The 10,342-nt window shown below is 72.2% G+C and carries 6 protein-coding genes; 1 reads left to right on the top strand and 5 read right to left on the bottom strand.

Going from position 1 to position 10,342, the window contains the following annotated elements; all coding sequences use genetic code 11:
• Positions 1-967: 967 nt before the first annotated feature.
• Positions 968-2,116 carry a DUF5925 domain-containing protein gene (locus AB0435_RS11410; RefSeq protein WP_366005054.1) on the bottom strand — a complete coding sequence of 383 codons (1,149 nt, stop codon included), beginning with the start codon at positions 2,114-2,116 and terminating at the stop codon, positions 968-970.
• A gap of 183 nt (positions 2,117-2,299) precedes the next feature.
• Here AB0435_RS11410 and AB0435_RS11405 point away from each other — a divergent pair, with 183 nt between their 5' ends.
• The gene (locus AB0435_RS11405) at positions 2,300-3,634 is read left to right on the top strand and encodes a xylan 1,4-beta-xylosidase (RefSeq protein WP_366426752.1); all 1,335 of its coding nucleotides are present in this window, start codon (positions 2,300-2,302) and stop codon (positions 3,632-3,634) included.
• 39 nt (positions 3,635-3,673) lie between these two features.
• Here AB0435_RS11405 and AB0435_RS11400 read toward each other — a convergent pair whose 3' ends face one another.
• From AB0435_RS11400 to AB0435_RS11385, 4 genes are read right to left on the bottom strand one after another with little or no spacing between them, the layout of a single operon-like run.
• Positions 3,674-7,498, bottom strand: a complete 3,825-nt coding sequence (locus tag AB0435_RS11400) for a lipopolysaccharide biosynthesis protein (protein WP_366005011.1) — start codon at positions 7,496-7,498, stop codon at positions 3,674-3,676.
• On the bottom strand, positions 7,491-8,291 hold the full coding sequence (locus tag AB0435_RS11395; protein WP_366005012.1) for a polysaccharide deacetylase family protein: 801 nt from the start codon (positions 8,289-8,291) through the stop codon (positions 7,491-7,493). The genes AB0435_RS11400 and AB0435_RS11395 overlap by 8 nt, the downstream gene beginning before the upstream one ends.
• The gene (locus AB0435_RS11390) at positions 8,288-9,391 is read right to left on the bottom strand and encodes a glycosyltransferase family 2 protein (RefSeq protein ID WP_366005013.1); all 1,104 of its coding nucleotides are present in this window, start codon (positions 9,389-9,391) and stop codon (positions 8,288-8,290) included. The genes AB0435_RS11395 and AB0435_RS11390 overlap by 4 nt, the downstream gene beginning before the upstream one ends.
• A complete protein-coding gene (locus tag AB0435_RS11385) occupies positions 9,388-10,203 on the bottom strand; it encodes a glycosyltransferase family 2 protein (RefSeq protein ID WP_366005014.1) in 816 nt (271 codons plus the stop codon). The genes AB0435_RS11390 and AB0435_RS11385 overlap by 4 nt, the downstream gene beginning before the upstream one ends.
• Between the last annotated feature and the right edge of the window lie 139 nt (positions 10,204-10,342).

Genomic DNA, 10,342 nt, shown 5'->3' with positions numbered 1-10,342 from the left:
GCTTCCGTGCGGCCCGGCAGCCGGGCCCTGCGCGTCGACGTGATCGGCAGGCGGCTCGCGCCGGCGCCAACCGAACGAGGCACGTGCGAAATCCGGGCCTAGACCGCCTGCCCCTCTGTTGGAGCGCTCCTCCCCGCTGGGCGCTCGCCGATCGCAGAGGGGCAGGCACCAAGAACTCGTCCGGCTGTACGGGGGACAGCCGGACGACACCAAGCTCCGCCCCGCCGGATGTGGGTGATGCGCCTCTTACCCATCACCTATCCCGGCAGGGGCGGGAACCACGCCCGTCCGGTCGGCTCCTTGGCAGGTCCAGCCGGACGGGTGCTCGTAACTCCTGCGCACGTGGATGCCGAGTGCGGGACCATGTGACACCAGCCACAGGCATAGGCGGACGGCGGGAGAAGTCATGCACAAGCCCGAGATCACAAGCAGGACCGATGCACGAGCCAGGGCACACCTGGGGGCACAGGGCAAGCTCAGGTGCAGGGTGTGCGGCACAGCGCGTGTCTCAGTTCATGACCAGGGCTCTCTAGGGGTGCTGATCATGTGCGAAGACCCGAAGTGCCAGGCAGCGCATTCGGTCTTTCAGTGACCAAGCGTCAGGAGTGGCCATGAACTGCACCAACTGCGGATCCAGCAACGTCACTGTCTACCCGCAGGAAGACGGTTCGGCGTACTGCGAATGCGGAGACTGCAACTGCTCATTCACGATCAACCCGTGACGGAGTCGCCGCGAATCGGCCCCGCCCGAGCGTCCTCCCCCGAGGCATCGAGCGGGGCCTCCGCTTGTCGGGCGAACGCTTGCCCCTGTGTGTCCCAAGGGGTGTACCGTTCCAGCTACCGCTGGGAGGTGCCCCCAACGGGCTGGATGGTGCGGACCGTAGCCCGCAATTCAGCCCGTCCGGCGATTGAGGACACCGCCGTGCAGCGGTGGTGCGGGACAACACCACCCGCAGCCGACCACCGCCTACAGATAAAGCCCCGCGTCCAGCCCGCCCTGCTGCGGCGGCACCGACGCCGGACCCGTCCCCCGCCGCAAGGCGAAAAGCTCCGCGAGCGTCGCGCCCTCCCGCCCCACGCCCTCCTCCCGGCCGAGCCAGGCCACGGACTCCTTGCGCGTCAGCGGGCCCACCTCGATGCGCGCCAGGCACCGGCCCGGCCGCACGACCGCGGGGTGCAGCCGCTCCAGGTCCTCGTTCGTGGTGACTCCGACCAGGACATTGCGGCCCTGCCCGAGCAGCCCGTCCGTGAGGTTCAGCAGCCGGGACAGCGCCTGCCCCGCCGTGTGCTTCGCCTCGCCGCGGATCAGCTCGTCGCAGTCCTCCAGCAACAGCAGCCGCCAACGGCCCTTCGCCGAGCCCTCGTCCTCGCCGATCGCGATGTCCATCAGATAACCGACGTCGTTGAACAGCCGCTCCGGGTCCAGCACGCAGTCGACCTGGCACCAGTCCCGCCACGACCGGGCCAGCGTCCGCAGCGCGGACGTCTTGCCGGTGCCCGGCGGACCGTGCAGGAGCAGCAGCCGGCCCGCGATGTCGTCCGGGGTGACCTTCATCAGCCGGTCCATCGCGTCGGCCACCGGCGCCGTGTAGTTGGGCCGCACCTCCTGCCAGGTGCCGGCCGAGATCTGCCGCGTCGTACGGTGCGGGCCGCGCCGGGGCGAGACGTACCAGAAGCCCATCGTGACGTGCTCGGGCTGCGGCTCCGGCTCGTCCTCCGCGTCGTCCACGGCCTGGCCCAGCACCTTCCTGGCCAGGTCGTCGCTCGTCGCGGTCACGGACACGTCCGCGCCGCGGTTCCAGCGGGAGATCAGCAGCGTCCACCCGTCGCCCTCGGCGAGGGTCGCGCTGCGGTCGTCGTCCCGCGCGGCACGCACCACGCTCGCCGAGGGCGGCAGCAGCGAGGCGCCGGGTTTCACGCGGTCCACGGAACGGCTGTGCGCGTACGGCTGTTCCCCGGTGGCGAACCGGCCCAGGAACAGCGCGTCGATGACATCGGACGGCGAATCGCTGTCGTCCACGTTCAGCCGGAGCGGCAGCGATTTCTCCGCGGGGGTGGGGGCCGGGTCGGTGGGCAGGATCTGCCTCCTGGCTTCGGGGCGGACGTCGGCGCACATGCCGCCCATGATCCGGCACCGGAGGCTCTTGCGCACACAGGTTTTTCCCGGTTGTCCCGGCGTTCGCGCGGAAGCCACCGCACATCGATCCGCCCGTGGATACCCTTGCCCGTGATGGCACGTCATGGGGTACGTCGGGCGTTTTTTTCTCGGACAGGGCGGTGGCGGGTCGCCGCACTGCTCGTGAGCGGCGTGCTGGCGCTCGCGCTGCTGGTCGCCGTCCTCAGCGGCGGCTGGGAGGGCGGCGGCGGATCCGGCGGACCGGGCGGGCCCGGCGGCTCGGACGGCGACCGGGGCGGCGGCGCGGCCGCCCTGGGCTTCGGCTTCACCCACACCCAGTACAGCGCCGACCACGGCGACGACGGCGCCCGCGCCTCCGCCGCCAAACTGCTCGCAGGCTCCCCCCTGCCGCAGAACCAGCACATCATGGGCTGGGGCGTCGACAACCCCGAACCCAGGCCTGGCTCCTACAACTTCGGGGACCTCGACCGGCGCGTCGCCCTGATGCGCAAGACCGGCGCGACCCCCGTCCTCACGCTCTGCTGCGCCCCCGACTGGATGAAGGGCGGCACCGCGGGCAGGACCGACTGGTCGCAGAAGTCCCTGGAGAAGGCGCCGCTGCCCGGCCACTACAAGGACTTCGCCCAGCTCGCCGGCGTGATCGCCAAGCGCTATCCGGACATCCACCACTTCGTCGTCTGGAACGAGTTCAAGGGCTTCTTCGACGAGTCCAGGAACCGCTGGGACTACGAGGGCTACACCCAGCTCTACAACCTGGTCTACGCGGAGCTGAAGAGACAGAACGCCCGCAACCTCGTCGGCGGGCCCTACATCAACGTGGACAGCCATCCCCCCGACAACGCCACCAACGCCTCGTCCCTGCGCGGTCCCTGGGGCTCGGTCGACCAGCGTTCCGTGGACGCCGTCTCCTACTGGAATACGCACAAGAAGGGCGCGGACTTCGTCTCGGTCGACGGGGCCAGCTACACCCGCGAGAACGACCGGCTGCTGCCCGACGAGTTCGGCGCCACCCAGAAGTTCGCCGACGTGACCGCCTGGCTGGCCAGAACCACCGGCCTGCCGGTGTGGTGGTCCGAGTGGTACGTCGAGCCGCCCGACGCCAACGACAACCGCAACGGCTGGACGGAGGAGCACCGCACGGCCGTGCAGGCCGTGGCGATGCAGCAGCTGGCCACGGCCGGGGCCGCGACGGCGTTCTACTGGAACCCGGAGTCGACGACGGCGGACTGCCCCGGCTGCCTGTGGCGCAGCACGGAACTACCGGACGGCGGCACGGCGCTGCCCATGCTGGACCTGCTGGCGCGCTTCGCGAAGTCCTTCCCGACGGGGACGCGGTTCCACTCCGTGGACGTCACGGGGGCGGACGCGGGGACGGTGCGGACACTGGCCTCGGACACGACGATCCTGGCCGTGAACACGCAGAACCGCGCGCTGACCGCGACCGTGGACGGGCACACGCTCAACCTGGGCCCGTACGACGTGCAGTGGGTCGGCTGAGGCGCTCCGGCCCGACTACGAGTCCGACTACGAGCCCGGCTACGAGATCGTCGCCAAGCGCGTCACCAGGGACACCAGCAGGACCACGAGCAGCGGCAGCGCGAACCAGTACGAGCTCTGGAGCCAGCGGAGCTGGCGGACTCCGGGGCGGCCCACCACCCGCAGCAGTTCGCGCACGGACAGGAGCAGCAGCAGCGCCACCGCCGCCAGCGCGCCGATCACCGAGACCGGTGTCCAAGTGATGCGCGGGCCGGGCGGGCCCGGGCGGGGCTGCGGGGCCTCACCCGCGGGCGGGTTCTTCAGTTCGTAGAGCACCGCGTCGTCGTTGGACAGCACCCGCCGCAGCTCCGGCCGGCCGTCCAGGGCGTGCCGAACCCGGGCGTCCCAGTCGGGCGCGTAGCCGGAGTCGAGCTGGAGATAGACCGACTGGCCGCTGTTGACCATGATGTACGCCCGGGGCCCGGCCTTCCGCAGAGCGGTCACCAGGTCGTCCACCCGCGCCGGGTCGCGGGGCGCGAGCGTCGGGTCGTAGAGCACCCGCTCCATGTCGCGGCTGCCCCAGGGCATGGCGGGCGTGACGTTCTTGACGGTGTCGTTGCTCATCCACAGCAGGTGCACCGTCGGCTCGTCGTGCGCGTAGACGTAGTCCATGGCGGCGACCTCGCCGGGCCGCACCCGCTCGAAGGACTCGTTGCCCCAGCGGGCCACCAGGAAGCCGAAGACGAGGACGAGCCCGGCCACCAGCGCCGCCACCGGCCCGAGCACGCCGCTGCGCGCCGTCGCGCGCGTGCGCGGGAAGAGCGCGAGCGCGGCCAGGACACAGGCGCCCGGCACCGCGAACAGGAAGACGCGCAGGGCGACTTCACCGCCGTACGACTGCATCCCGAAGGCGAGGAACGGCACCGCGGTGAGCAGCAGCAGCGCCACGTCGGCGACCCCGGACCGGCGGCGGCGCCACCAGCCGAGCGCGGCGAAGGCCAGGACCCCGCCCGCCAGCGCCACCCTGACGTACAGCACCAGCTTGTGCGTGGCGCTGCCGCCCTCGATGCGGCCCGAGACCGACGAGGAGACATTGCCGCCCAGGGAACCCAGGCCGCCGAAGAGCTCGTCGAAGTGGCCCGACCAGTAGGGCTCCGCGAGGAAGCCCACCCACACCGCGAGCATCACCGCGCACAGCAGCGGCAGTCCGCGCAGCGTGCAGCGCCGGGTGACGACCAGCGCGGTCACCACCCCCAGCATCACGAACGGGGTGAGCTGATGGCTCGCGACCGACGCGGCGAACACCGCGAGCACCACCGCGAGCAGGACCCCCAGCTCGCCGCGGCCCGCGGGGGCGACCTCCGCCTCGCCCGGCAGCAGCTTCCCGCGCAGCTGCCGCGGCCAGCGGAACCACACCAGCAGCACGGCCACGAACAGCAGATAGAAGAGGTAGTTGAGCGCCTGCGGCGAGAAGTAGTCCTGGCCCACCCAGCCGCACAGCACGAACAGCCAGGCCGCCGTCCACTTCGCCCGCCAGCCCGCCCGCACGGCCCGCAGCAGCAGGGCCAGCGGTGCCAGGCTCAGCAGCTGCACGGTCAGCGGCCACCAGCGCAGCACCCCGGAGAGGTCGCTCACCCCGCAGGCCCGCGCGACGAACGCGGCGACGGCGAAGAAGCCCGGCCAGCTCCAGCGGGCGTCGAGGTCGGGCGCCGCCACCCCCGTCCGGTCGATGAAGTCGATGAACCCCAGGTGCTGCCACGCCGTCGCGAAGCGCGGCTGCGCCTCCAGCACGGCGGGCGCGGCGTGCAGGGAGACCACGGTCAGCAGCAGCACCGCGGTCAGCAGCCACCGGCGCTGCCGGGCCAGCCCCAGGGCGGCGGCGAACGACACGATCAGCAGGGCGGCGCCCACCAGCGTCGCCACGGGCAGCACGGACACCAGCCCGAGCCCGCCCATGCCGTCCAGGCCGGACTCGCCGAGGGAGGCCAGCGGCGTCCAGTAGAGCGCGAGCGCGCCGAGGAACAGCAGCCAGATCCCCGGCTCGGGCCGCCGCCACCAGGGGGTGGCCGGGCGGGGGAGCGGCCCTTCCGCGGCCGCCGCGGGCGGCCGCCCCGCAGCAGCCTTCGGCACGGGCGGCCGCTCCGTGGCCTGGCCGTCGGCGGCGGGCCGCGCCTCGGGCGGGGCGGCCGTGGCCGGCTCCGCCCCGGCCTCGAAGGTGGCGTCCGGCGGCTTCGGCAGCGGTGGCGGCACCGAGGACAACGCCACCCCGTCCGGCGTGTGCCGGAGGTCGGGACGCCGCTCCAAGTGGTCGAAGTCCAACCGCACTCCCAGAGGCATGGTGTCCGCGTCGAGGGCCGCTCTCAGCGCCCAGCGTGTGCCGTACCGCCCGCCCTCGCGCTGCCCGCCGTCCGAGGCCGTCCGGGCCCCTAAGGCCCGCCCGAGGCCCCGCCGGGCCGGGCGTGCTCCCTGCGGGCCGTCCCGCCGGTCACCGCGCACCGCGAGGTCCGCGAGGTCGCCGTCGGGCGCCACATCGGGCGCGTAGGCCACCGGGGGGACGGCCCGCGGCGTCGCCGCCTTGAGGATCCTGCGCAGCTTGACCGCGGAGATGGAGACGATCACCGCGAGGCTGGAGATCTCCGCGACCCCGGCGCCCGTGAGGCCCATCCGGGGCAGGAGCAGCAGTGTCAGACCGAGCACCAGGACGCACAACAGGCCCTGGAGATAGGCGAGTCCGGCCGTGCGGCTCTGGGCCCGCAGCACCGCGAAGTAGGTCTCCATGACCACCCGCAGCGCCGCCCCCACCGCGAACCAGCGCAGCAGCGGCGTCGCCGCGTCCGCGTACCCCTGGCCGAAGACCCGCAGGATGTACGGCGCGAGGACGAACAGCAGCACACAGACCGGCACCATGATCTTCGCCATCCGGCGCAGCGCCGCCCGGCAGTTCTCCGCCAGCCGCGCCGGGTCGTGCGAGCCCTCGACCGTGAGGGAGGCGCCCATGTTGATGGCGAGCAGGTTCGTGGTGCCGCCGATGGTGGTGGTGATGTAGAAGTACGCGTTGTCGGCGGAGCTGACCTGCGAGGCGATGATCACCGGCACCAGATAGACCACGGCCAGGGAGAACAGCGACCCCGTGTAGTCCCCGGCGAGGAAGCGCCCCATCTCGCGGTACGACGCCGTCCGCGCGGTCGCCTCGGTCGCCGCCACGTGCCGGGGCACCAGCCGCCGGAAGACCAGCCACCCCAGCGGCAGCACCGAGACGCCGATGGAGACGACCCAGGAGACGAACACCCCGGACGTCGGCAGCGCCGCCGACACCCCCACCAGCAGGGCCAGCTTCACGGCCGAGAAGACCGTATTGCCCACCGGCACCCAGAAGGCGCTGCGCAGCCCGGTCAGCACCCCGTCCTGCAGGGTGAGCACCGACCAGGCCGCGACCGCGACGACGAAGCCGAAGCCGTGCAGGGGCCCGTGCAGGAAGCGGTAGGAGGGGCCCCAGAGGTTGAGCGTGAGCAGGAAGACCGTCGCGGCCAGCGCGACGACCACCGAACTCCCCGCGTACGTACGGAAGACGAGCCGCCCCGTCATCCGGCCGGCCGTGGGGATGAAGCGGGCCAGCGCCCCCGTCAGGGTGACCGCGGTGAGCCCCGCGAGGAGCTTCATCGCGGCGATGGCCGCGGAGCCCTGGCCGACCGCATCCTCGGAGTAGTACCGGGCGGCGACCAGCCAGTAACCCACACCCAGGACGGCGCTGATGCCCGTGTTGAGCATCAGCGCGAAGGCGTTGCGGAACAGCGGACTTCCGCCGCCCCGCCCCGGCAGCCGCAGCCTGCGGCCGGCCGGCCCCTCCGTCTCCCGTTCCTCGGTGCGGGTGGACGTGTCAGACACGGGCTTCGCTTGCCTTCCTGACGACTTGTCGGGTTCTGCGATATATGGCGTACCCCTTGGTCAGCGTGCGGTCACGGACGAAGAGCCGACCGAGTGACCGGCCCTCGACGAGCCGCGCGAACTCGCCGGGACCGGTCGAACGCCGCACCGTGATCCGCTCCAGGGCGTACGGCCCCTGTGGGCGGGCGGCCAGGGTGTTGCCCACGGCCAGCGAGACGCTGAAGCCCGCCGCCCGCACCGTGCGCCGCACCCGGCGGTCGGAATAACCGTAGGGATAGGCGAAGGACACCGGTGGGCGCCCCAGCTCACCCGCAAGGATCTCCCGGCACCGATGCACCTCGAACCACAGCCGTTCATCGGCCAGTTGATCGAGCTGGGGGTGGGTGTGGCTGTGCCCGCCGATCTCCACCCCCGACGCGACCAGCTCCCGCACCTGGTCCCAGGTCAGCATCAGGTCGAGCGCGCCGCCCGTCTCGTGCTCCCCGCGCAGCCACCCCGTGGACGCGAAGAGCGTCGCGGTGAAGCCGTGCTCGACGAGCGCCGGGAGGGCGTGCCGGTGCACGCCCTCGTAGCCGTCGTCGAAGGTGATCAGCACCGGCTTCGGCGGCAGCACGGCGCTGGTGCGCCAGACGGCGGCGAGCTGCTCGGCCGTCAGCGAGGTGAAACCGCGCTCGGCCAGCAGCCGCATCTGCCCCGCGAACGACTCGGGAGACACCGAAAGGCCGTACGTCGCGCGCGCGGGGGACTCCGCCACCGCGTGATACATCAGTATCGGCACGGTCTCCGCGCTCATGCGGTGGCCTCCTCCGCGGGAGGGCCCGCTGCCGGGCCGTTCGGACCGTGGCCACCGTGCGGTTCCTCCGCCGTCGTGCCGCCCGCGGGCGCCTCCGCGACCGCGAACCGGACGCCGCCGCGACGGACCCGCAGGCTGCCGAGGGCGTAGCCCCCCACCGTCACCGCGAGCCCGGCCACGATCGCCCCGGCCCGGCCCGCGCCGCCCGGCCTGCCGAGCAGGGCGTCCCGCACCCCGCGCGCGACGCCCGCGGGCAGCACGCGCGTGGTGTAGCGGCGCTCCGAGGCCAGCCCGGACCGCGTCCCCACGCTCCGGGTGACCAGGGCCTTGGACAGCCCCTCCGCATACGCCCGCGTACGGAAATAGCGGAAACGCTCCCGCGCCGCGGGCACCCGGTGGTGGATCACCGAACGGTCGTCGATCAGCAGCACCGCCTCCGGCAGGGCCCGGGTCAGCCGGATGCACAGCTCCGTCTCCTCGCCGCCCAGCGGGAGCCGGTCGCCGTCCCGGCCGATGCCGCTGGCGAACCCGCCGGCCAGGGTGAACGCCGACCTGCGGAAGGAGGCGTTGCCGCCGAGGATGTTGCGCACCCGGACCCGGCCGGGCGCCAGCCCGCGGTAGGAGCAGCCGACGACCCAGTCGAACTCCTCGGGGAACCAGGCCGGCCTGCGCCGGGACTCCCACACCGGCTCCGTACGGCCGCCGACCGCCATCACGCGCGGGTCGGTGTAGGCGAGCGCGAAGTGGCGCAGCCAGTCCCGCTCGGCGACCGCGTCGTCGTCCAGGAACGCGATCACCTCACCGGAGGAGGCGGCGATGCCGGTGTTGCGGCCGGCCGACAGGCCGCGCGGGCCCGTGTTGGCGAGCACCCGCACCCCGGCCGTCGCACCGGCGCCGTCGTCGCCGTAGCGCTTGGCGAGGCGGCGCAGCAGCGCGTCGTTGTGGTCGACGACGACCACAGTCTCCAGTGCGGGCCAGGACTGGTCGCGCACCGAGGCCACCGCGGCGAGGATGTCGTCCCAGCGGTCCTCGGTGTAGACGCAGATGACCACGGAGACGTCCGGCACGTCGGCCGGGGTTGTCGGGGGTGGGCTGCTCAAGAGACTTCCCTGCGGTTGGCGGCCGGCGCGATGGCGAGGCGGTGCGGGCGCCGGCGGCGGGCTCCGTGCTCCGTGAGGATGACTTTCAGTACCCGCAGCCCGTCGCGCACGGCACGGAGATTGCTGGTGCCGTGGATGCGCACGAACTCATGGCTGGGGATCTCCTGGACGCGCAGTCCGGCCTTGACGACTCTGATGTTCATCAGGGTCTCGACCTCGAACCCCGCGCAGTCCAGGGCGATTTCGTCCAGGCAGTGCTTCCAGAAGGCGTTGTAGCCGTAGCACAGGTCGGTGTAGCGGGCGCCGAACTTGTGGTTGACGAGGGAGCACAGGACGCGGTTGCCGAGCTTGCGGATCGGCGTCATGTCGTCGGTGCCGCCGCCGTTGGCGAAGCGGGACCCCTTGGCGAAGTCCGCGCCGCCGACGAGCGCGGAGACGTAGGTGACGATCTCATTGCCGTCCGCCGAGCCGTCCGCGTCGACCATCACGATGATCTCGCCCGTGCAGGCGGCGAAACCCGTGATCAGCGCGTCGCCCTTGCCCTTGCCGCGCTGCTCGACGACCTTGACGTCGGGCCACAGGCCCCGGGCGACCGCGATGGTGTCATCGGTGGAATTGCCGTCCACGAGGACGACTTCGTGGATCCAGGCCGGCAGGGTCTTGAAGACGTACGGGAGGTTCTCCGCCTCGTTCATGGCGGGGATGACCACGCTCACCGGAGGCGCTATCGCCAGGTGCGAGGTCACCGGGCGGTAATGGCCGGCGGGCGGCGCCGGCTCCTGATCTGTCGCAGGGCGAAGGAAAGAACTCATGAGTCGGATTTCCCTCTCGTCCGGTGGACCGCCCCCCGGCGGTCCAATGGCTGATCCGGTTCGAAAAGGGGGTACTCGCCTCGCCCGCCGCTGCGTGAAGCACCGTATGGACAGGGTGAGTTGACAACGAAGACCGGTC

It is taken from the genome of Streptomyces sp. NPDC051173, assembly GCF_040689515.1.
Lineage (GTDB): Bacteria > Actinomycetota > Actinomycetes > Streptomycetales > Streptomycetaceae > Streptomyces.
The sequence above is the reverse complement of the archived record's forward strand: the minus strand, read 5'-3'. Positions and strand labels throughout refer to the sequence as shown.

What these genes read in the sequence shown, in the direction of transcription:
- AB0435_RS11410 (WP_366005054.1), bottom strand. Translation starts at nt 2,116, where the DNA reads ATGTGCGCCGACGTCCGCCCCGAAGCCAGGAGGCAGATCCTGCCCACC.
- AB0435_RS11385 (WP_366005014.1), bottom strand. Translation starts at nt 10,203, where the DNA reads ATGAGTTCTTTCCTTCGCCCTGCGACAGATCAGGAGCCGGCGCCGCCC.
- AB0435_RS11395 (WP_366005012.1), bottom strand. Translation starts at nt 8,291, where the DNA reads ATGAGCGCGGAGACCGTGCCGATACTGATGTATCACGCGGTGGCGGAG.